General features: G+C 63.3%; 21 protein-coding genes and 2 pseudogenes. 9 read left to right on the top strand and 14 right to left on the bottom strand.

The genetic code is table 11. From position 1 onward, the window contains the following. Positions 1-30 precede the first annotated feature (30 nt). From VGR99_RS23725 to VGR99_RS23700, 6 genes and pseudogenes are all read right to left on the bottom strand, one after another. Positions 31-759, bottom strand: coding sequence for an amino acid ABC transporter ATP-binding protein (locus tag VGR99_RS23725; protein WP_326901848.1), 729 nt, complete (start codon positions 757-759; stop codon positions 31-33). Further along, positions 746-1396: an amino acid ABC transporter permease gene (locus VGR99_RS23720; protein WP_326901847.1), complete on the bottom strand. Its 651-nt coding sequence runs from the start codon at positions 1394-1396 to the stop codon at positions 746-748. The genes VGR99_RS23725 and VGR99_RS23720 overlap by 14 nt, the downstream gene beginning before the upstream one ends. Before the next feature lie 11 nt (positions 1397-1407). Next, entirely contained in the window at positions 1408-2067 is a 660-nt protein-coding gene (locus VGR99_RS23715) for an amino acid ABC transporter permease (protein WP_326901844.1), read from the bottom strand. Between the two features lie 8 nt (positions 2068-2075). Further along, positions 2076-3383 carry an alanine racemase gene (locus VGR99_RS23710; protein WP_414645160.1) on the bottom strand — a complete coding sequence of 436 codons (1308 nt, stop codon included), beginning with the start codon at positions 3381-3383 and terminating at the stop codon, positions 2076-2078. Positions 3384-3524: 141 nt separating this feature from the next. Next, positions 3525-4367 carry a metallophosphoesterase gene (locus VGR99_RS23705; protein WP_326901841.1) on the bottom strand — a complete coding sequence of 281 codons (843 nt, stop codon included), beginning with the start codon at positions 4365-4367 and terminating at the stop codon, positions 3525-3527. 212 nt (positions 4368-4579) lie between these two features. Next, a pseudogene (locus tag VGR99_RS23700) lies at positions 4580-4813 on the bottom strand (acriflavin resistance protein); the annotation flags it as partial. 172 nt (positions 4814-4985) lie between these two features. Here VGR99_RS23700 and VGR99_RS23695 point away from each other — a divergent pair. Continuing rightward, positions 4986-5408, top strand: coding sequence for an MAPEG family protein (locus VGR99_RS23695; protein WP_326901839.1), 423 nt, complete (start codon positions 4986-4988; stop codon positions 5406-5408). A 34-nt stretch (positions 5409-5442) separates the two neighbouring features. Beyond that, complete coding sequence (locus VGR99_RS23690) at positions 5443-6741, top strand: RsmB/NOP family class I SAM-dependent RNA methyltransferase (RefSeq protein ID WP_326901837.1); 1299 nt, start codon at positions 5443-5445, stop codon at positions 6739-6741. 229 nt (positions 6742-6970) lie between these two features. Here the strand turns inward: VGR99_RS23690 and VGR99_RS23685 are convergent, their stop codons facing one another. From VGR99_RS23685 to VGR99_RS23675, 3 genes are all read right to left on the bottom strand, one after another. Further along, a complete protein-coding gene (locus VGR99_RS23685; RefSeq protein ID WP_008141931.1) occupies positions 6971-7180 on the bottom strand; it encodes a cold-shock protein in 210 nt (69 codons plus the stop codon). 267 nt (positions 7181-7447) lie between these two features. Continuing rightward, entirely contained in the window at positions 7448-7780 is a 333-nt protein-coding gene (locus VGR99_RS23680) for a DHCW motif cupin fold protein (protein ID WP_235546915.1), read from the bottom strand. Positions 7781-7971: 191 nt separating this feature from the next. Continuing rightward, on the bottom strand, positions 7972-8343 hold the full coding sequence (locus tag VGR99_RS23675) for a nuclear transport factor 2 family protein (protein WP_326901820.1): 372 nt from the start codon (positions 8341-8343) through the stop codon (positions 7972-7974). Positions 8344-8492: 149 nt separating this feature from the next. Here VGR99_RS23675 and guaA point away from each other — a divergent pair, with 149 nt between their 5' ends. The 3 genes and pseudogenes from guaA to VGR99_RS23660 all read left to right on the top strand — a co-directional run. After that, the gene (gene guaA / locus VGR99_RS23670; protein ID WP_326901819.1) at positions 8493-10091 is read left to right on the top strand and encodes a glutamine-hydrolyzing GMP synthase; all 1599 of its coding nucleotides are present in this window, start codon (positions 8493-8495) and stop codon (positions 10089-10091) included. A 70-nt stretch (positions 10092-10161) separates the two neighbouring features. Continuing rightward, entirely contained in the window at positions 10162-11064 is a 903-nt protein-coding gene (locus VGR99_RS23665; protein ID WP_326901818.1) for an HNH endonuclease, read from the top strand. An 86-nt stretch (positions 11065-11150) separates the two neighbouring features. Further along, positions 11151-11375, top strand: a pseudogene (locus VGR99_RS23660) (GMP synthase (glutamine-hydrolyzing)); the annotation flags it as partial. A gap of 38 nt (positions 11376-11413) precedes the next feature. On the opposite strand, the gene VGR99_RS23655 reads toward VGR99_RS23660, so the two are convergent. Continuing rightward, complete coding sequence (locus VGR99_RS23655; RefSeq protein ID WP_326901817.1) at positions 11414-11977, bottom strand: TetR/AcrR family transcriptional regulator; 564 nt, start codon at positions 11975-11977, stop codon at positions 11414-11416. A gap of 114 nt (positions 11978-12091) precedes the next feature. On the opposite strand from VGR99_RS23655, the gene VGR99_RS23650 reads away from it, so the two are divergent. Next, entirely contained in the window at positions 12092-12757 is a 666-nt protein-coding gene (locus tag VGR99_RS23650; RefSeq protein WP_326901816.1) for a glutathione S-transferase, read from the top strand. A gap of 160 nt (positions 12758-12917) precedes the next feature. On the opposite strand, the gene VGR99_RS23645 is transcribed toward VGR99_RS23650, so the two are convergent. Together VGR99_RS23645 and VGR99_RS23640 are read right to left on the bottom strand one after the other, a co-directional pair. Beyond that, positions 12918-13517, bottom strand: a complete 600-nt coding sequence (locus VGR99_RS23645; RefSeq protein WP_326901815.1) for an NADPH-dependent F420 reductase — start codon at positions 13515-13517, stop codon at positions 12918-12920. 43 nt (positions 13518-13560) lie between these two features. Further along, a complete protein-coding gene (locus tag VGR99_RS23640; protein ID WP_326901814.1) occupies positions 13561-14295 on the bottom strand; it encodes an SDR family NAD(P)-dependent oxidoreductase in 735 nt (244 codons plus the stop codon). A gap of 273 nt (positions 14296-14568) precedes the next feature. Here VGR99_RS23640 and VGR99_RS23635 point away from each other — a divergent pair, with 273 nt between their 5' ends. Further along, entirely contained in the window at positions 14569-15465 is an 897-nt protein-coding gene (locus VGR99_RS23635) for a LysR family transcriptional regulator (RefSeq protein WP_326901813.1), read from the top strand. A 300-nt stretch (positions 15466-15765) separates the two neighbouring features. Here VGR99_RS23635 and VGR99_RS23630 read toward each other — a convergent pair whose 3' ends face one another. Then, on the bottom strand, positions 15766-17031 hold the full coding sequence (locus tag VGR99_RS23630; protein ID WP_326901812.1) for a hypothetical protein: 1266 nt from the start codon (positions 17029-17031) through the stop codon (positions 15766-15768). Positions 17032-17556: 525 nt separating this feature from the next. Beyond that, positions 17557-18327 (bottom strand): alpha/beta hydrolase, encoded by a 771-nt coding sequence (locus tag VGR99_RS23620; RefSeq protein ID WP_326901811.1) that lies wholly within the window; start codon positions 18325-18327, stop codon positions 17557-17559. A 216-nt stretch (positions 18328-18543) separates the two neighbouring features. Here VGR99_RS23620 and VGR99_RS23615 point away from each other — a divergent pair, with 216 nt between their 5' ends. Together VGR99_RS23615 and VGR99_RS23610 are read left to right on the top strand one after the other, a co-directional pair. Continuing rightward, entirely contained in the window at positions 18544-19506 is a 963-nt protein-coding gene (locus VGR99_RS23615; protein WP_326902427.1) for an AraC family transcriptional regulator, read from the top strand. A 222-nt stretch (positions 19507-19728) separates the two neighbouring features. Further along, positions 19729-20025: a hypothetical protein gene (locus VGR99_RS23610; protein ID WP_326901810.1), complete on the top strand. Its 297-nt coding sequence runs from the start codon at positions 19729-19731 to the stop codon at positions 20023-20025. Positions 20026-20036 lie beyond the last annotated feature (11 nt).

Here is a 20036-nt window from a genome sequence, read left to right as displayed (position 1 = left end):
ACTCTCTCCTGGTGGCGGATGGCTGGTTGATCATTTCGCGGAAGCGATGAAGCTTGCGAGCTCGGGAGTTTCAGGATTGGCGAACAGTTTTGCCGGCGGTCCCTGTTCCCAGACGCGGCCCTGGTGCATGAAGACGATGCGGTTGGCGACGTTGCGGGCAAAGCCCATCTCGTGAGTGACCAGGATCATGGTCATGCCTTGCTTCGCCATCGCCTCCATCACCTTCAACACTTCGCCGACGAGCTCGGGATCGAGCGCCGACGTCACCTCGTCGAACAGCATGAGGTGCGGGGCCATGGCGAGACAGCGCGCGATGGCGACGCGCTGCTGCTGGCCGCCGGAGAGCTGCTCCGGCCAGGCGTCGATCTTGTCGGCGAGGCCGACGCGGGTGAGCACGTCCTGTGCAAGTGCTCGCGCCCGGGCTTTCTCGATGCGGCCGGTGAGGAGCGGAGCGAGCGTGATGTTGCGCTCGACCTTCAGATGGGGAAACAGGTTGAAGGCCTGGAACACGATGCCGACGCGCTGACGGAATTTCTTGAGGTCGGCCATCCCGGCGTGGACCTTCTGCCCCTCGACGCGGATCTCGCCGGAATCGACGCTCTCCAGCGCATTGATGCAGCGGAGCAGCGTCGACTTGCCCGAGCCCGAGCGGCCGATGATCGTGACGATCTCGCCTTCCTCGACGTCGAGCGAGACTCCCTTGAGCACCTCGACCTTGCCGAATGTCTTGTGCACGTCGCGGATTTCAACGAGAGCCATCGAGGCGGGCCTCCAAGGAGCGGGACCAGAGCGTGAGCGGCAGGCACAGCGCGAAATAGATCGCCGCGACCAGCGCGTAGGTGAGCAGCGGCTGGAACGTCGCCGCGCTCACCACTTGCCCGGCGCGGGCAAGCTCGACGAAGCCGAGGATTGAGGCGAGCGAGGTGCCCTTGATGAGCTGCACCAGGAAGCCGACGGTCGGCGGCAGCGACAGCCGCAGCGCCTGCGGCGCGATGATGTGGCGGAATTGCTGCCAGCCGGACAGGCCGAGACAGGCGCCGGCCTCCCATTGCGCCTGCTTCACGGCCTCCAGCCCGCCGCGCCAGATCTCGCCGAGGAAGGCGGCGGTGTAGAGCGTGTAGGCGACGGTCACGGCGGCGAGGGCCGGCACCTGGATGCCGAGGAAAACAGGCATGCCGAAATAGAAGAAGAACAGGAGGCCAAGCAGCGGCACGCTCTGGATCACCTGGATGCACGCCGCCATCGCCCAGCGCAGGCCAGCAAAGCGGCTGATGCGGCCCATCGCCAGCCCGAGCGCCAGCGGCGCGCCGAATGCGAGTGCGAGCACGACGAGCGCGACGGTCCAGCGCAGCGCCGCGAACAGCGAGACGAAATCGATCAGGGAGAAGGATCGCATCGCTTTCCCCCTCAGCGCCGCCGCGGCCAGCGGAAGGCCGCCAGACCAATGATGGCGAACAGCGCCTTGAACGACATCGCCATCGCGAAATAGACGGCGCAGATCACCGCATAGACCTCGAAGCTGCGATAGGTGCGGCTCTCGATGAAGCCGGCGACGTGAAACAGCTCGTCGGCCGCGACCTGCGATGCGAGCGAGGTGCCGAGCAGCAGCAGCACGAACTGGCTGGTCACGGCCGGATACGCGTTGCGCAGCGCCGGCGGCAGCACGATGTGGCGAAACACCTGCCAGCCCGACAGCCCGAGGCACTGGCCGGCTTCGACCTGGTTGCGGGGGATGGAGTCGAGGCCGGCGCGGATGATCTCGACCGAATAGGCGCCGAAATAGAGCGAGAGCGCGACGGCGGCGGCTTCGAAGGCCGGCAGCTTCAGCCCGAAGTTCGGCAGCACGAAAAACACGATGAAGATCTGGATCAGTGACGGCGTATTGCGGAACAGCTCAATGTAGCCGCGCACCAGCCAGCGCAACGGCTTGATGTGGCCGTTCAGCGCGACCGCGCCGGCAATGCCGATCACGAGCCCGGCCAGCGCCGAGATCACGGTCAGCTCGAGCGTGGTGATGGCCCCGTCGATGAGCTGGTTCTGATAGCGCCAGAGCGGCAGGAAATTCATCGCCGCGCTCAGCCGAACTGGGTGCGGAGGGCGCGCGTCACGACACCGTCGGCATCGAGGCCGAAGATCACGCGCCAGCGGTCGAGGCAGGTGCAGGGATGCGAGACGCCGAACGCAATGACGTCGCCGACCGCGAGCGCGCTGCCGGGTGCGACGGACAGGAACGCATGCTGGTCATTGAGGCGTGTGACCGATAAGGTCTCTGCGAGCGCCCGCTGTTCGGCACCGTCGCGGAAGACGCGCAAGGGGACGGGCAGGCCCTGGTCGAAGGACGCATCGCGCATGCCGAAGCCGGCGATCGCAAGTCCGGCCTCGGGGCGCGACAGCACCTCGGCCCAGAGCGTCAGCGCCGGACGAAAACTTTCCACTGCGGAGTGGCGCAGCCCGTCGATGAGGAGGCCGCCGCGCCGGTCCAGTTCCGCGAATGCGCGCGCATAGACGCCGTGATCGGCAAAGAACAGCGCGCCCGAGCGCAGGATCACGCTGGTATTGCCGTCAGCCTGGGCCACCGGCGCGAGCCTTTGCGCGACGATGTCGAAATAGGCGGAGCCGCCGGCGCTCATGATCAATGGCCGCTGCGGGGCGGCGGCGCGCAGCAGCGCGAAGGTCTCGATAGTGCGCTCCAGCAGCGCCGCGATCGCGCGCATCGTCGCGTCGGCATCGGCGCTTGCGGCTGCGCCCTCATAGGTCGCAACGCCGCCGAGCACGAGCCGGTCGGCGGCAAGCACGGCAGCGATCGTCGCCTCGATCGCAGCGCGATCGCGCGCGCCGGCGCGGCCTGTGCCGAGCTCGACCAGCACCGACAATTCGTTGCGGTCCGCGATCCGCGCGGCTTCGGCGAGCGCTGCGACGGCGGCCGGTGAATCCGCGAAGGCGTGAAGTTCGACGTCGGGATAGGCGCTGAGTAGCGCGCCGAGCCGACGGCCCGCTGCACGCCCGCCGATCTCATTGGCCAGCAGCAGGCGCCGTTCGCCGCTCGCGAGCAGCACGGCGGCCTGCTGGATGTTCGCGACCGTCGTGCCCCACGCGCCGTTTGCCCGCAGCGAGCGGGCGAGCTCCGGCGACATCGGCGTCTTGGCGTGAGGCGCGACGCTGACGCCGGCGCTCGCACACCAGGCGAGGAAGAGGTCGCGGTTAGCCGCGAAGGAGGTTTCATCGAGGGTGAGGGCGGGCAAAGCGAGATCGCCCTGCGAAGGCGACCAGCGCTGGTTGCCAATGTCCTCAAGGGCCAGGCCATCGACCAGGGGAATGCCCCGTGTCGTGCTCGAAAGGCGTTGGCTATCCCGTTGGCTATCCCTTGGGGACAAGAACTGCATCGTCGCTCCCTCAGCGGCCCTCGACCGCCAAACGAACGATATGTCGTAATGACAACGTTGTCATTAGGCCATTTTAGCCATTCCCCGATCGAATTCGATGTAATTAGGTATTTTAGTAGAGGTAATTGCCCGCCAATTGGGCTAGTGCTCGCCGCCCATCTGGGCGAACAGTTCCTCGATGTCGACATCGATCTGGCCGGCCGCCCTGAGGTGGCGGACCTCAAAGCTGTCAGCCTGGAAGCGGTACTCGACGAGGCCCGTTTCCTTGATCGCGATCCGGTCCTGCCGCTGGTCGTTGATCCTGAAGCCGGCCGAGGGCGCCCAGATGTGGCGCGTGTGGCGGAACGTGAAGTCGCGCCGCTGATGCACGTGACCGCTGGCGATGAGGCGGAGATCGACATGCACGAACATCTCGATCAGCCGCGCGCGCGCCGGCTGCGGCACGTAGCGGATCGAGGTCCCATGCAGTTCGGGATCGTCGGGCAGGTTGAGGAACAGCGGCTTGTGCAGGAACAGCGCGACTGGCTTGCCGTTCACGCGCGCGACTTCCGAGGCCAGCCAGTCGAACTGCTCGGCCTCGAAGGCGAGGGCTGAATTCATCACCAACGTGTTGAGGCCGATGAAGCGCCAACCGGCGGCTTCGAATGACCAATGATCCTCGCCGATGATGTCGCAGAATTGCCGGCGGTGGACTTCCTCGACCGGCGGCTTCGGCGCCGGCCCGATCGCGGTCGGATTGTCGCCGATGTCGTGATTGCCGGGAATGTAGCGGCAGTCGACGGGCAGGGCGCTGTGCAGGCCCTTGGCGAATTCCATGTCGTCGCGGCTGGTCGGCCCGTCGAAGGAGACGTCGCCGGTGTTGATGACGAGATCGGGCCTGTTCGCGTCGATGTGCTCGCTGACGCGGTGGAAGTTTGCGATCAGGCCGGGAAAGCGCCGGCCGAGATGCGTGTCGGAAATCTGCGTGAGGCGAAATTCGGACATGGGCGAATTATCATTCGCGCAAACGTCGGAACGATGACACGCGCGCAAAACCTGTGATGAAACAAAGTTTAAAGCACGCGACGGATGTCGCGCGTCAGCAACGCCTATCCACCGTCAAAGCAGATCCGTCCGACCGATTTGCCGTCACGATCTCCTTCCGGCCATACGGGCACCGCAAACGCTCCAGCAGCCTTGCCGGCATCTTCATTGCCGAGCGCGGCGTGTCGCATGTCGTAGGCGGCAAAGCCGAGCAGGGCGACGGCGGCGAGCGCGGCCAGCCCGTGCCTGACGACGTCGCGCCAAGTGAAATAGATCGTCCGGTAGTTCAGGCGGAAGTAAACCGTCATCGCCAGCGCGACGGCGAGCGCGGCTGCGATGCCTGACAGCGCCGACATCAGGATGCCGAGCTGGCCGTCGGCGGATAAGAAGCTGGACAGGGTGTTCATGGCGCTGGTCGCCTTGGCGCTGGCTCGTCTTGCGGCCCGACGGGGCCAAAATCGCTTTAACGATCGCCCGTTGGTCGCAAGATCTGGAACGCCGGTTCAACTCGTTGATTGTCAGCGGCAGCAGTCGCGGCTAATGACGGTCCGCGGCTATCCGCCTTACGGGAAAGTTCCGATGTCCATCCAAATGGTCCTGCTGCCCGTCTTCGTGCAGGTCGGCCTTACCTTCGCGCTTCTGCTCGGCATGGTGCTCGGACGCCGGAAGGCGCTGGTCTCGGGCGAGACCAAGATCCGCGACATTGCGCTGGGCGAACCGAACTGGCCCAAGGGCGCTACCCAAATCGCCAATTGCTACCGCAACCAGTTCGAGCTGCCGGTGCTGTTCTACGCCCTGATCGCGCTGGCGCTGCCCTTGCGCCATGCCGATCTCTTCATCGTGCTGATGTCCTGGGTGTTCGTGGTGACGCGTTTTGCCCATGCCGGCGTGTTCGTCTCCTCGAACGATCTCGGCCGCCGCTCCACGATCTGGCTCGCCAGCGTGCTGGTGCTGCTCGCGATGTGGATCTACTTCGCGCTGAAGATGCTCTTGCTGATCTGACGGTTAGCCGTCGGACCTTACCTGAAAGATTCAAATGACTCCCGCTGCCCGGCTGTCCGCAGCCATCGAACTCATCGACACCATCGAGAAGGACCGCGTGCCTGCGGCCAAGGCGCTGAAGGAGTGGGGCACTGCGCATCGCTTCGCCGGCTCCGGCGACCGCGCCGCGATCGCCGGCCTCGTCTGGGACGTGCTGCGCCGCTATGCCTCGAGCGCCTTCCTGATGGATTCCGACACCGCGCGGGCGCGGCTGATCGGCATGCTCCGCCTCGAGCGCAACATGGATACGGCGACCATGGCCGCCTTGTTCGACGGCAGCCGGTTTGCACCGGCGCCGCTGACGGAGGCCGAGCAGGCGGCGCTGTCCTCGCGTTCCCTGAAGGACGCGCCGGCTGCGATCGCGGGCGACTATCCCGAATGGCTCGATCCGCATCTGGCAAAAATGTTCGGCGAGGACCGCGCCGCCGAGGCCGCCGCGATGGCGAGCCGCGCGCCGCTGGATTTGCGCGTCAACACGCTAAAGTCCAATCGCGACAAGGTGCTGAAGGCGCTTGCTCATCTTCATGCGAAACCGACGCCGTGGTCCGCAACTGGCCTCCGCATCGAGCTTTCGGCCGATGCGCGCAACCCGGGCATCCAGGCGGAGGAGGATTTCATCAAGGGCGGCGTTGAAGTTCAGGATGAAGGATCGCAGCTTGCGGCCCAGTTCACCGCGGCAAAACCCGGCGAGCAGGTGATCGATCTCTGCGCCGGCGCCGGCGGCAAGACGCTGGCGCTCGCCGCCCTGATGCAGGGCAAGGGCCGCCTGATCGCGACCGACCGCGACAAGCGCCAGCTTGCGCCGATCCACGAGCGCCTGTCGCGCGCCGGCGTCCACAATGCCGATGTCCGCACGCCCAAGGGCGAGGCCGATCCGCTCGCCGACATCAGCGGCACCGCCGATCTCGTCGTGATCGATGCCCCCTGCTCGGGAACCGGAACCTGGCGCCGCAACCCCGATGCCAAATGGCGCATGCGCCCCGGCGCGCTCGAGATCCGCCTGCGCGACCAGGCCGAGGTGCTGGACCGTGCGGTTCCCCTGGTGAAATCAGGCGGCCGCATCGCCTACATCACCTGCTCGGTGCTGTCGGAAGAGAACGGCGAGCAGGTGAGGGCGTTCACGGCCCGCCACCCCGAATTCAAGGTCGTGCCGCCCGAGCAGACCGCGAGCGTGCTCTGGGACAAGGCGGACGATTTTGCGCAAGCCGCGCTGCAGTCGGCCGAAGGCTGGCTGATGACGCCGCGGCGCACGGGGACGGACGGCTTCTTCGTCTCGGTATTGCGGAAATCGTAGCTGATCAACGTTGTCATTCCGGGGCGCCCGCAGGGCGAGCCCGGAATCCATGGCGCGGCGGCCTCTGCGGCTCGATGGATTCCGGGTTCTCGCTTCGCGAGCCCCGGAATGACGACGGTAGAGAGACTGCCCAAAAAGCAAAAGCCCCGCGACCGATCCCGGTCGCGGGGCCTTCTAAGTCTAGCGTTCTGCCGGTACGTCCGTGGTCAGAACGCAGGTGCGCTGGCGATTAGCCGACGCGGAGATTGTCAGCCGACGACTTGCCGCTGCGACGGTCAGCAACGATGTCGAACGAGACCTTCTGACCCTCGTTGAGGGAGGAGAGGCCAGCGCGCTCGACGGCGCTGATGTGGACGAACACGTCCTTCTGGCCGTCATCCGGCTGGATGAAACCATAACCCTTTTGGGTGTTGAACCACTTCACGGTGCCCATAGCCATGGGAAATTTCCTTTAGTTAGTTAGAGACGGTACGCACGCGGACCGGTACGCAGCCTTGCGCCCATAGCCCTGATGAGTCGATGTTTTGGAGAAATCATCTGAAGCGTGCGCGCCTGTCTTAGACGAGGCGAAGCGGCCCAGTCGTTCGGCCAAGTATCGATGATCACAATATAGCGAGAATTTGGGGCCACTTCAAGGCACCACCCGCAGTCCGGCACCTCGCGTAACTTTGCTATTTTGCGGTGCATATAAGTGGCCCGATGGCCCTCAATCGACGATGAAAAGCGTCGCTCCGGTGGCTGTCGAGGACCGGTGCGCGGCGTCGCCAAAGTCCGAGACCTGGTAGCTCATTCCCGCCGTCAGCTTGAACTTGCGCCCATCGCGAAGTTCAGAGTCCAGTTCACCCTTTAGCACATAGAGCACGTGGCCGCGGTCGCACCAATGATCGGCGAGATAGCCCGGCGAATACTCGACCATCCGCACCCGGAGATCGCCGATATTGAGCGTGCGCCAGAGGGCCTGCCCGGTCTCGCCAGGATGCGTGGTGGCCTCGACCTTGCTCCAGTCGGTGACGGTGAAGGGGGAGGTGGGGAGTTTCATGGGGGAGGTCCTGTTTCAGAGCCGGCGGTGCTCTGTTAGCGCAGGCGCTCGCTACAGTCTCCGTCATTGCGAGCGTAGCGAAGCAATCCAGAAATGCATCCGCGGAGACAGTCTGGATTGCTTCGCTGCGCTCGCAATGACGATGCGGAGGCGCGCACTGTCCGTACACGACGCGCGCGCTGCTGCACCGTTCAATGCAACAAATGGTTCGCCGATCCCTGCACGATCAGTCCCGCATCATTCACCCGCAGATATTCGCAGATCCTCTTGCCGCGCTCGTTCTCGTAAAACACCACCACACTGTCCGGGCTGACGAACACGTCGATCAGCGTGAAATGCAGCCTCGGCAGCAGCCCGAGCGCCTTGCCCCAATACGCCCGCAGCGCGTCCTTGCCGCGCACGGTCCCGCTGGCGTCGAACCCCATCACGGGAATGCGGTCCGAAGTCATCACGGTGGCCTCGTCGTAGAGCGTTAGCACGCGTTCGAGGTCGCGCGCGTTCCAGGCCTCGACCCAGGTCCGGCCGAGCGCGGCAAGCATTGCGGGCTGATGGTGCTGTGACATGAGCGGTCTCCCTGATCGGCCCCTGTTTGGCGAGCGAGGCAATTAGGTCAATAATACTTACCTATATGGATTTGTCCATGCCCAAAGAAGCATGTGGGCGCGCTTCGTGCGCGGTTGCGGGCCGGTCGCGGGTCGCGTATCTGCTTGCCATGACAGCAGCACAGAACGACCGCTCCGCGTCGACGCCCTCCGTGGCCTCGGCGCACGACAAGATTCTCATCGTCGACTTCGGCAGCCAGGTGACGCAGCTGATTGCGCGTCGCGTGCGCGAGGACGGCGTCTATTGCGAGATCGTCCCGTTCAACAAGGCCGAAGAGGCCTTCAAGGAGATGAAGCCGAAAGCGGTGATCCTCTCCGGCGGGCCGGAGTCGGTGCATGAAGAAGGCTCGCCCCGCGCGCCACAACTGATCTTCGCCTCCGGCGTGCCCGTGATGGGCATCTGCTACGGCCAGATGACCATGGCGGAGCAACTCGGCGGCACCGTCGAGGGCGGCCATCATCGCGAGTTCGGCCGCGCCGATGTCGAGGTCAAGGCCGACAGCAAGCTGTTCGAGGACGTCTGGTCATCAGGCAGCAAGAACCAGGTCTGGATGAGCCATGGCGACCGCATCACCAAGATGCCGCCGGGCTTCTCCGTCGCCGGCACCTCGCCGAACGCGCCGTTCGCGATCATCCAGGACGAGAAGCGCAAGTACTACGGCCTGATGTTCCACCCCGAAGTGGTGCACACGCCAGACGGCGCAAAACTGATCCGCAACTTCGTGCGCAAGATCGCCGGCCTCACCGGCGATTGGACCATGCGCGCCTTCCGCGAGGAGGAGATCCAGAAGATCCGCCAGCAGGTCGGCAAGGGCAAGGTGATCTGCGGCCTCTCCGGCGGCGTCGATTCAGCCGTCGCGGCCGTGCTGATCCACGAGGCCATCGGCGACCAGCTCACCTGCGTGTTCGTCGATCACGGCATGCTGCGTCTTGATGAGGCCAAGACCGTCGTCGACCTGTTCCGCCACCACTACAACATCCCGCTCGTGCACGTGGACGCGTCCAAGCAGTTCCTCGGCGAGCTCGAAGGCGTCACCGACCCGGAAGTGAAGCGCAAGACCATCGGCCGCCTCTTCATCGAGGTGTTCGAGCAGGAAGCCAAGAAGCTCGGCGGCGCCGACTTCCTCGCGCAGGGCACGCTTTACCCCGACGTGATCGAGAGCGTCTCCTTCACCGGCGGCCCCTCGGTGACGATCAAGTCGCACCACAATGTCGGCGGTCTCCCCGAACGCATGAACATGAAGCTCGTCGAGCCCTTGCGCGAGCTGTTCAAGGACGAGGTGCGCAAGCTCGGCTACGAGCTCGGCCTCCCCGAAATCTTCGTCGGCCGCCACCCGTTCCCGGGCCCCGGCCTCGCCATCCGCTGCCCCGGCGACATCACCCGCGACAAGCTCGACATCCTGCGCAAGGCCGACGCCGTCTACATCGACCAGATCCGCAAGCACGGCCTCTACGACGACATCTGGCAGGCCTTTGCGGTGCTGCTCCCGGTCAAGACAGTCGGCGTCATGGGCGACGGCCGCACCTATGACTACGTCGTGGGCCTGCGCGCCGTCACCTCAACCGACGGCATGACCGCGGACTTCTACCAGTTCGACATGAAGTTTCTGGGCGAGACCGCCACGCGCATCATCAACGAGGTGAAGGGCGTGAACCGGGTGGTGTATGATGTGACGAGCAAGCCGCCGGGGACGATCGAGTGGGAGTAGGGATTTCTCTCCAGGTTCAATATTGCTGAGTTAGGTCGTTATGTCCCGGAGAGGCGACGCGGCGTAGATCATGGGATTTGGGGTATTCGTCCATCGATCGGACTCGATCTACGATGACAGCCCGGCTGAACGATATCAGTTTCCCAGCCAGTATCTTCGTCGTGTCCAAGCCTGCATCGGCGATTGGATTGTCTATTACGAACCGAGCAAGGTCGTCGAGACGCGGGGCTACTTTGCGATTGCCCGGGTTCAGCAGGTTATTCCTGACCCCGGTACTCCGAATATGTATCTCGCTCTGATCGAGCCCGGAAGTTATCTCGATTTCGCCAATCCAGTTCCTTTCAACGGATCGACTGGCCTTGTAGAGCGTGGCGTCCTGAATGAGCAGGGGCGAATTTCGGGACGTGCTCAGTCAGCAGTCCGCCCGATCTCATCCGACGACTTCAATCGAATATTCGAGCTTGGCTTCGCGGAAGGCGCGCCGTTGCTGCCCCGGGTTGACGCCGATGTTCGGTTGTCTCAACTCGATGAAAGAGAGCAGGCGCCGTTTATACTTGAGCAGCAACGAGATCGCGTCAGTCTTACGGTGTCTAGAGTTTTGCGCGATCGCGTTTTTCGCCGGATCGTACTGCGCGCCTACGACGAACGCTGTGCCATTACCGGGCTGAAGCTCATCAATGGGATGGGACGCGCAGAAGTTGCGGCGGCGCACATTCGGCCTGTGGAGGCAAATGGACCAGACGTCGTGAGCAATGGGATCGCTCTGTCTGGTACCGCTCATTGGATGTTTGATCGTGGTTTGATCAGCTTGGCCGACGATCTGGAAATACTGATCTCGCGCCAGACAAACGATCTGGACGGAGTTCGATCGGTCATCAACAAGACCGGTCGTGCGCTTGAGCCAAGAAGACCGTCGGACCGGCCTCATCCACATTTCTTGCAGTGGCACCGCGAACACTGTTTCAAGCAATAAGCGTTCGCAGCTAGGGATTGTGGCGACAGTGCACTTAACTATCGCTCGCCAAAGAAGGCTTGCGAGTAGAATGCACTGTCGCCGCAATTCCGGTGAAGACAGTCGGCGTCATGGGCGACGGCCGCACCTACGACTACGTCGTCGGCCTGCGCGCCGTCACCTCAACCGACGGCATGACCGCGGACTTCTACCAGTTCGACATGAAGTTTCTGGGCGAGACCGCCACGCGCATCATTAACGAGGTGAAGGGCGTGAACCGGGTGGTGTACGACGTGACCAGCAAGCCGCCGGGGACGATTGAGTGGGAGTAGGGCCTCGCCGCCTCGCTGCGGTCTGATGTTAGGACCATCTATGCTGGCAGAAGACCCGCGGCGCGATAGTCGTCGATCGTCGAGTCGTAAAGCGAAATATCGGAGCGGCTTCTGGCGATGAGCTGCGCGCCGGCGATGGCGGCGAAAATGGCGCGGGCCCGCTGTTCGCTCTTTCTCGAACTGACCAGGCCCGCAGCCACCAACAGCTTGCTCAGCCACGCCACGTTGACGTCGGCAAATGTCTGGACCTCCTTCTTTACTGCGCCCGGCAGGTCCTCGACTTCCGCGGACATGAAGCTGCAGAGGCACATGCGATTGTCGCTCTCGAGTGCTTTGCGAAACACATCGGGATATCGACGCAGGCAGCGGACAGGATCGGCGGTTTCTGCCAGCATCGCCTCGAGTTGGGCGGCGGTGTCCTCCCAGTAGCGCCGTGCGACGGCCACGCCGAGATCGGCCTTGCTTGGGAAATGGTGGTAGATGCTGGCGGCCTTGATCCCGACTTCGTCCGCGAGATCGCGGAAATTCAGGCCGCTATAGCCGTGCGCCTGCGCGGTCCGCTTTGCTGCCGCCAAGATGGCCTCCCGAGCGCTTGAACTCACTTCGCCGCCTCACTGCTTCGTTATCTACCAAGTGACAGGTAGGGCTTGACCAGCCGAATTGGAAGTCTTCATATCGGGACTACCAAGTGGCAGGTAGATAAAATAGGTGTCGTGATGAAGATTTACGATTGGCCAACAGGTCCATATCCGGCCCGCGTTCGCATCGCCTTGGCCGAAAAGAACCTGCCGTCGCACGTGCAGTTCGTATTGGTCGATCTCTACAAGGGCGAGCACAAGAAGCCCGAATTCCTCGCCAAGAACTACTCCGGCACCCTGCCGGTGCTCGAACTTGACGACGGGACCTTCATTGGCGAGTGCACGGCAATTACCGAGTACCTTGATGCGCTTGATGGCGCGCCGACGCTGACCGGCCGGACCCCGCGCGAAAAGGGCGTGATTCACATGATGAGCAAGCGCGCCGAACTGGAAGTACTCGATGCCATCAGTGTCTATTTCCACCACGCCACGCCGGGTCTTGGGCCTCATGTCGAGATCTATCAGAACCCCGAATGGGGATTCCGCCAGCGCGACAAGGCACTCAGGGGGATGCACTACTTTGACGGCATTCTGAAAGAACAGCCGTTCGTCGCCGGCGAGGCGTTCACGATGGCCGATATCACCCTTATAGGCGGCTTGATCTTCGCGGGACTCGTGAGTGTGTCGGTGCCGGTCGAGTGCGAGGCTCTTTTGGCATGGTATGCAAGGATGCAGGAGCGTCCTAGCGTCAAGAACCGGATAACAATGTCCGAGCCGACCAAGGCATCTTGCAAGGCATCTTGATTGAGATCGTCTCGCGCAAGGGCGGATCGGCAAGCATAGCCCGGATGGAGCGCAGCGACATCCGGGTGCTTCCGATCAGCACGTCGTGTGGTGTCCCGCATATCGCTGTGCTCATGCGGGCAACTCGCTCCACCGGCCAAATCACACGGACGTAGATCGACTACTGCTCCTTCCTGAACAAATCCTGGAAGATGAGCGGACCCCAGACGCGGCCGCGTGCGTGCACCAGCGCGCCACCCTCGTTGAGCTTTCCCAGCTTGACGGGTGCGAACCCGAGCTGTCTGGCCAAGGCCGCCACGGGAGCGGTCGCGTCCTCGTCGTCACCAGACAGAAAGACGACCCGGTGGCCGCCCTCGACGATCGGATCGGCAGCCAGTTTGGCCGCGACCAGGTGATTGAAGCCTTTCACGAGCTTGGCGCCGGTGAAGGCCTTCGCGACGTAGGCGGAGGACGGCAGACCGTCCAGCTCTTCAGGGACTGGAAACGCGTTCATCGTGTCGATGACCGTCTTGCCTTTCCAGCTCGGCAGGGCCTTCGCGACCTCGCGATGCTCCCCGAACGGGACCGCCAGGATGATTGTGTCGGCCTCGAGTGCATCCCGCAGCGACTTGGCGACGACCGTGGGTCCAATCGCCCGAGCCTGCGGCGCCAACGCCTCTGGCGGCCGGCGGCTCGCGACGGTCACGTTGATGTTTTTACGGGCGAAGGCGTGGGCGAGGGCCTGTCCTATCTTTCCGAATCCTACAATCGCATAGCTCATGATTACTTCTCCGATCCGTGTTTGATGTTGACTGTCCGGTTTTTCAGATGGCCGAGAAGCCGCCGTCGACAGACAACTCCACCCCATTCACGAAGCTCGAATCGTCTGAAGCGAGAAACAGCGCGACCGCCGCAATTTCCTCAGGCTGCCCCATCTTTCCCCGTGGGATCAGGGATTCGAACATCCGCTTCGCCTCTTCGGTGAGAACCTGGTCCTGCATCGGTGTGGCGATCGGCCCCGGGCTCAGCACGTTCACCCGGATATTCCTGCCCTTCAGTTCGTTGAGCCAGGTGCGTGCGAATGAGCGCAACGCCGCCTTGCTCGCCGCATACACGCCGTAACCAGGAAAACCTTTCACCGACGCAACAGACCCGGTCATGAAGATCGATCCGCCATCGCTGAACAGCGGCAACGCCTTCTGAACCGCAAACAGCGTGCCGCGCGTATTCAGGTCGAAGGTCGCATCGAAATGCTGCTCGGTAATCTCGCCCAGTGGGACGGCTTCGCCTGTGCCGGCGCTCGCGTACAGGACGTCGATCCTGCCCTTGTCCCGCTTGACCGTGTCCAACAGACGGTCGAGGTCGTCGAGATTGGCCGCGTCGCCGCGCACGCCGGTCACGTTCCGCCCAATCAGCTTGATGGCCTCGTCGAGCGCCTCCTGCCTCCGGCCCGTGATGAAGACATAGGCGCCTTCTTCGACGAACCGCCTGGCGCTCGCCAGCGCCATGCCGCTCGATCCGCCCGTGATGACTGCAACCTTACCGTCTAGCTTTCCCATAACTTCTCCTGGATTCCGTCTTTGGTCGTTCGGGGAGGGCCCCGAGGACCTCGACATAAGTCCGCCGGCGTCAGGCGTTGAGTGCGGAAGCGCGCACATCGGTGGTGCGAAATCGATCCGGCTGGATGGCTGGCGCCGGCCGCGACGATCGGTGCCCGCCGTTCGTAATTGGGGCGCGCTCGTCGACATAGGCTATGATGACTGCCCGTATTGCCGTTCGATGTGTTAGATGCGGGCTTTGGAAGGCGCACCCCGGCGGTGCCGGATTGCACCATGATCGACTGGGATGACGTTCGCTACTTTCTTGCCGTCGCGCGCGGAGGCTCGGTGCGGGCCGCCGCCGAGCGCCTCGGGGTGAACCACTCGACCGTGCTGCGACGCGTCGCCCAGCTCGAGGAACGGCTCGGGGCGCAGATGTTCGAGAAGCTGCCTTCGGGCTACCGCCTGACGGTTGCGGGCGAGGAGGTGCTCGAGCTCGCGGAGCAGATGGAAGCGTCGTCGCACCAGCTGGAGACGCGCGTTTTCGGCCGCGACCAGAGCGTGCGCGGGCTTCTGCGGGTGACGCTGGCGCCGACCCTCGCGACACACCTGCTCATGCCAGATTTCGCCGATTTCGCGCATCTGCATCCGGACATCGAGATGGAAATCCTGTCGTCCGGCGAGCTGGCAAATCTGACCAACCGAGAGGCCGACGTCGCGATCCGCGTCGTCTACGACCGCAAAACCCTGCCGCACAATCTTCATGGCCTGAAGGGACCGGAGCTGTTCGGAGCCGTCTACATATCCCGCGACCGACTGGCCGCGTGGCGCGCGGGCGAGCCTGATCCCATCCGGTGGATCGTCATAAGCATTCATGGGCTCCCGGACTGGGTCCGCGAGGGTGAGGTTCGCGCCACGGGGGGCCTGTTCAGGGTCACCGACGCTGAGGCGCAGATTGTTGCGGTACGCCAGGGGCTCGGGATGACGACACTGCCGTGCTTCGTCGGAGATGCCGACCCCCTGCTGGTGAGGGTGCCGGGCACCGACCTGCACATGTACGGAACGCTCTGGCTTCTCACACAGGGAGAGACACGCAAGACGAAGCGCGTGCGGCTCTTCACGGAGTTCGTATCCCGCAGGCTCGCCGCGTACGCTTCGCTTCTCGCCGGGCTGTCCGTATCGCGCGACTGACGCGCGGCAAGTCGCCGCCGCCGCTTGCGGCAATCCGGTCGGAAGCCGAGCTGCGATCGCTTGACGCGAAATCGCGGTCAATCCCTCGCGCGGCTGACGGTCGTCTTCGGCTACATCGGAGGTGCGACGTTGCCAGTGGATTCGAGAAAACTGGACCATCAATATTCATGGTCGCTGCAAGCGGAGAGTTTCTGCAGCGATCAAATTCGTCTTTGAATTCAAGAGCCATGCGCATCCGACGGTTCAAGCGACGGCAGTTTTCGAGGTGGACACCGCCTGGATATTGTCAGTCCGAAAAGTTCAAGCCCACCCGCGCGCCTGCCTCAGTCGCCCAACGACGCGCCCAACGCGCTCCTTTATGGCGGCCTGAGAGGCAACGAGTGGCGAGGTGTTGATGGACGTAACCGCTTTGTCAAAGCCGCCCGCGTCGTTGGTCGCAAAGGCCTGCGTGATTGCGTCGAGTTCAGTGTAGACGCTGTCCTCCGCGAGAAATTGCAGCGTAGGCTCGGGGGCGCCGAGAGTCGCTTCGACATCATCTCGGATTTCTTCCAATAGGTCCTTGTCGTCGATGTGAATCAGCGGGTGTTGAAGGCGACTCAGAAGGGGATTAGGCGCCATTCCGCTCGCTTTGCGCTGCCGCTCTGACATTTCGCTAGCGACACAGCTACGCAGCCACGCGCGCGTCAGCTCGTCGCGACCGCAGACACTCAAGCCGCCGAGCCGGGAGATGAGGACGTCCGCGTCTTGCTCCAGCACCGCGACGTCCATCATTGGGGGCGTAGTTACCCTTGCCAAAGCGGATCTTCCTGCATTGCTCTTAAGGTCCAAAACGCTGAGCGAAAGAGGTGATGTCACGTTGGCCATCACATAGCCGGGGCGCAGCCCTTCAGCCCTCGGCCATCGGTAGGCCGGGCTGGCCGCGAATATACGCACCAGCCGCTCGACCGTGTAGGGCTGCTTTGGGGTCCCGGCCAAAGGTCCCATCATTGCGTCGATCAGGCCGGCAGCGAGGTCCGCCTCGACAAGGCTGCGCACGGCCGGGTGGTCGCTCACGATAGCCGAAGCACCGAGCTTATTGCTCAAGCTCCGCCTGAGCTTCCACTCCAGCGCAAAGGCCGGCCAGAGACCGTTTCCGGGGTTGCCGAGGCCGCCCTCAAAGCACGTGGTCTCCTGCATAAAGTGTTCAAGCCTGGCGATCGACGCGTCGAGGGCACTGCCCAGAGCGGCCCGGAATGGTTCTGATTCTCGCACTTCGACGTACTGGCGGAGCAGGTCGTCAACCTCAAGGGTTGCGTGTGCGGGCGGCGGCTGCGGAGAGAGTGCTTCCGGCGCAGGATCCCCGCTGCCCACCACCGCATCCGTGGCCATGGCAACGGGTTCTGTAACGTCGACATGGCCGCCAGGTGCTCGGCTGCGCAGCCATATCTCAACGTCCTCAAGGGGAGCCTTCTCTATCAGCTTTGCGACAATTCCCGCACCCGGCACCCAGATTGCGGCGACTTCGGCAGCCCAAACGGAGTATTTCTTGAAATCTTTTGTGTAGGAAGAATTCGCGGCGTCGTTCATTCCTGGATTCCCTCCGACATTCGTCCCCGGTTCTTTGCCCCAGCGACGGTAACGCATTGGCGCCAGGCAAATCCGCGACGTTCCGCCCCCGATTGGCCATTAGCAGCAGCGCCTCGTTCAAACCCATCATCAGAGCGCTCGTATTGGAGCGGCTGATTGGCCGGGGCAGCGATATGTCCAATTCAGGAGAGCATATCTCGCGGCACGCTAAGAGCGAATATCTCAAATTGCTCGCTCCAATCACGATCGCGTTTGTACGGCGGCATCGCCGTCATTGCGCACGAAACTGCGACGGCAGCATCATGCCGCGTGGCTAGCCGGTCTTACTGTTCCTTCAGGCGCGGAAGCTCAGCCTCGTCGTGCTGACGACGAACGTTGGTGACTTTGACATCCTGCTCCAGCTGGTGCCGCGCGGCCGAGCACTGTTCTATTGACGGATAAGAGGCGGCGGACGGTGGTGACGATCCGATCGTCTCCCGAGCAAACGTCGGCCGCTCCCGACGCCGAAGCGCCGGGAGCAGGTCGTCATTTCGCGAGCGCTGCCTTTTCGATGACCTCAGCAACCTCCTTCGCGTGCACGACGAGCGAGGCATGGCTGCCGGCGACTTCCGTCGTCTGAGCCTTCATCCTGGCTGCGAACAATTTCTGGGCCTCGGGCGCGATCACCTTGTCCTTGGTGCTGATGACGTAGAACGTTGGCTTGTCGTGCCACGCTGCGATGTCGACCGGAGCCTCGAACGCAACGTGATTCAACGGAAGCTGCGAGTTGGCGAGGTGCGCGGCGATCTCCGGAGGAAGGTCAGCCGCGACGGCCGATGGAAACACTTTTGGGTCGATGTACAGATTGCCCTTCGCGTCGGGATGAATCGCATTGCCGCCTTCGGTCGGCGGGCCGGCCTTTGCCAGCGACGCCAGGGATTCACCGACCTCGGGCGCGAAGGCGGAGACATAGACCAGCGCCGAGACCTTGGGATCGTTGCCGGCTTGCGTGATCACCACGCCGCCCCATGAATGGCCGACGAGAACCGTTTTGCCGTCCTGCTTCGCGAGCGCCTGCTTGGTGGCATCGACGTCGGCGGCGAGCGAGGTGAGCGGATTTTCCACCAGCGTGACGCGGTAGCCTTTCTTCGTGAGAATATCGGCAACGGGCTGCCAGCTCGTCTGGTCCACGAAGGCGCCGTGCACGAGCACGATGTTGTGGGCTGCCCCCTTGGGCAGTTCGGCGGATTGGGCGGAGCCGACCAATGTCGATCCGGCCAGGAGTACGGTGGCGGCTGAGAGGAGGATATTTCGCATTGATTGTTCCTGTTGGCATGTCGGACGAAATGAAGTCCGGAGGAATGGACAGGCGTTTCCGGCCAGGTCGCGGTTCTTCCATCCGCCGTCGGCGAAATGGTTGCCGCACGTGACGTCGGCCCGCCGTGACATGACCTAGGGCGCGAATTTTCCGGACGATAGGGATCAATCGTCCGGATGTTGTGTCCGATCGTCCACCCGGCTAACTTCGGCGGCATGGATATCCTCGCCCAAGTGCTCGATCGCGTGCGTCTCGGCGGGACGCTGCTCTTCCACTTCGAGCTCGGCCATCCCTGGAATCTGGCGCTGCCGGCGCGCCCCTATGCCCTGTTTCACTATCTCAGCCGCGGCTCGGCGACCCTCGCGCTGGAGCAGGGACAAGAACTCGAGATGACCGAGGGCGATTTTGTCGTCATCACACGCGGCGAGCCCCATGTGTTTTATTCGGATCGCCGGGCCAAGCCGTTGCAGATCGTGGACCTCGATCGATCGTCGTCACGTTTTGGCGTCGTTCGTCACGGCGGCCGTGCGAAGCCGCTCTCGACCATGATCTGCGGCAATTTCACGGTGTCACGGCCGCTGTTTGGCAACGTGCTGGAGCTGCTTCCGCCCGTGCTCCTGCTGAAGCCGAGTGCGGACGGTGGCTGGCTCGAAGCGATCCTGCGCCGCATGGTCAGCGAGTCCGCGCTCGAGCGTCCCGGCCAGCGCGTCGCGCTCTCGCGGCTGACCGAAGTGCTGTTCGTCGAGGTGCTGCGAAGCTGGATCGCGTCTCTCAGTCCCGGACAAGGCGGCTGGCTCGGGGCCATCTCGGACCCGCATATCGGGCCGGCGCTCAAGTTGATCCACGAGAACCCGGAGCGGCCCTGGACCCTGAGCGACCTCGGCCACCGCGTGGGGCTCGGCCGTTCGGTATTTTCGGCCCGCTTCACCAAGCTCGTCGGCCAGTCCATGCATCGCTATCTGATCGAACGCCGGATGGCGGAAGCGGCGTTCCTGCTCGAAACCAGCGACGAGCCCATCGCACGGATTGCGAGCCGGGTCGGTTACGAGACGGCCGCGGCGTTTTCAAAACTCTTCCATCGGCATCATGGCCTGTCGCCCGGCCGCTACCGGACCGCTCAACGTCTTGATGGAAGCCAAGGTCAACGGCACGGTTCGGAAGAGAGAGTCTCCGATTGAACGTGTGTAAGTCGGTGCCCACGCCCGGCGCCCAATTGTCGCACCTCGCTGTGATCCTTTTCACACGCACGCGCACAGCAATCATGAGACAAAATGCGTGTTGTGATTGAGCGTGGTGAATTGCCGCGACATCAGCTTCAAATGAGCTGCACACGTCAGAATGACATGTTGAAATAGCCATCGACCGGCCTTGCGCCGGGCGATGAAAGCTATGGAGACACTATGGCTGACAAACACGGACAGAGCATGGTTGGGACGTGGACCAAAACCACGGCGGCCGCGTGTGCGGACAAATATCCTGCCACCATCACATTCTCGACCGGCACCTACCGCGGCATGCGCGGAGCAGGGCAGGGCATGGTGTGGTGGGATGCGGGAATCTACCGTCTCGAGGACTCAAGCACACTCGTCGTCGGGACGGCGAACGATGAACTCGTGACCTATCACATCGCACTCGAGGCCGACCGGTTTGAGTTTACGGATTCAGAGGGATGTCTTGTGACCTATCGGCGCGTGTAGGATTGCAAGGA

The organism is Bradyrhizobium sp., from assembly GCF_035935975.1.
Lineage (GTDB): Bacteria > Pseudomonadota > Alphaproteobacteria > Rhizobiales > Xanthobacteraceae > Bradyrhizobium.
Note: the sequence above shows the minus strand (reverse complement) of the source record. Positions and strands in the feature narration are given on the sequence as shown.